The following is a 525-nucleotide window of genomic DNA, read 5'->3' as shown; positions in this document are numbered from 1 at the left end:
CGCTACTTCTTACCCCAGCCGTTCCACCCCATGCGGAGGAGCGCTGCGTTAGCTGCCCTGCGATCAAACAGTTCAGGGTCGAAGTCTTCGCCCGCCCAGGTTCTGTAGTCGTGTGCTTCGTCACTGTCCGGCTCCTGGCTTAGCACACGCAGCATCTCGTCATATCCGTGTGTGCCACCAACATCTTCCGGTGGACACGCCCGTTGTCCCGCGAGGAGCCACGCTTCGCTGTAGGGCTCCTGGTCAATGCGCGCAGCCTCTTCTACGTGGATGTCGTGATGCCAGCCGTCACCGAAGTCATATCGATACAGGAATTGCGCTCCCTGGAAGATGAGTCTGTGCAGGCGCGCCTTGCGGTCGTCCATCATTTCCGGGTCTTCTGCGAACAGGTCTAGCATGTTCTCGTTGTCGCCCATCGCGTATGTTCGCCCTTCAACCTCGAATTCATGCAGATGGGCATCGGTCCATCCGAAGGCTGCCTGGAGAATGTGATGGAGCTTGCGCAGCGTGATGTTTCCGTCGACC

1 protein-coding gene is annotated in these 525 nt (G+C 58.9%); it reads right to left on the bottom strand.

Annotated elements, in window-relative coordinates; translation table 11 throughout:
- Positions 1 to 2: 2 nt before the first annotated feature.
- On the bottom strand, positions 3 to 525 hold a 523-nt coding region (locus U5A67_RS40525), incomplete at its 5' end, for a plasmid pRiA4b ORF-3 family protein (RefSeq protein ID WP_321818843.1).

Origin of the sequence: Paraburkholderia sp. J69-1, from assembly GCF_905220255.1 — a bacterium.
Taxonomy (GTDB): Bacteria; Pseudomonadota; Gammaproteobacteria; order Burkholderiales; family Burkholderiaceae; genus Paraburkholderia.
The sequence above is the reverse complement of the archived record's forward strand: the minus strand, read 5'-3'. Positions and strand labels throughout refer to the sequence as shown.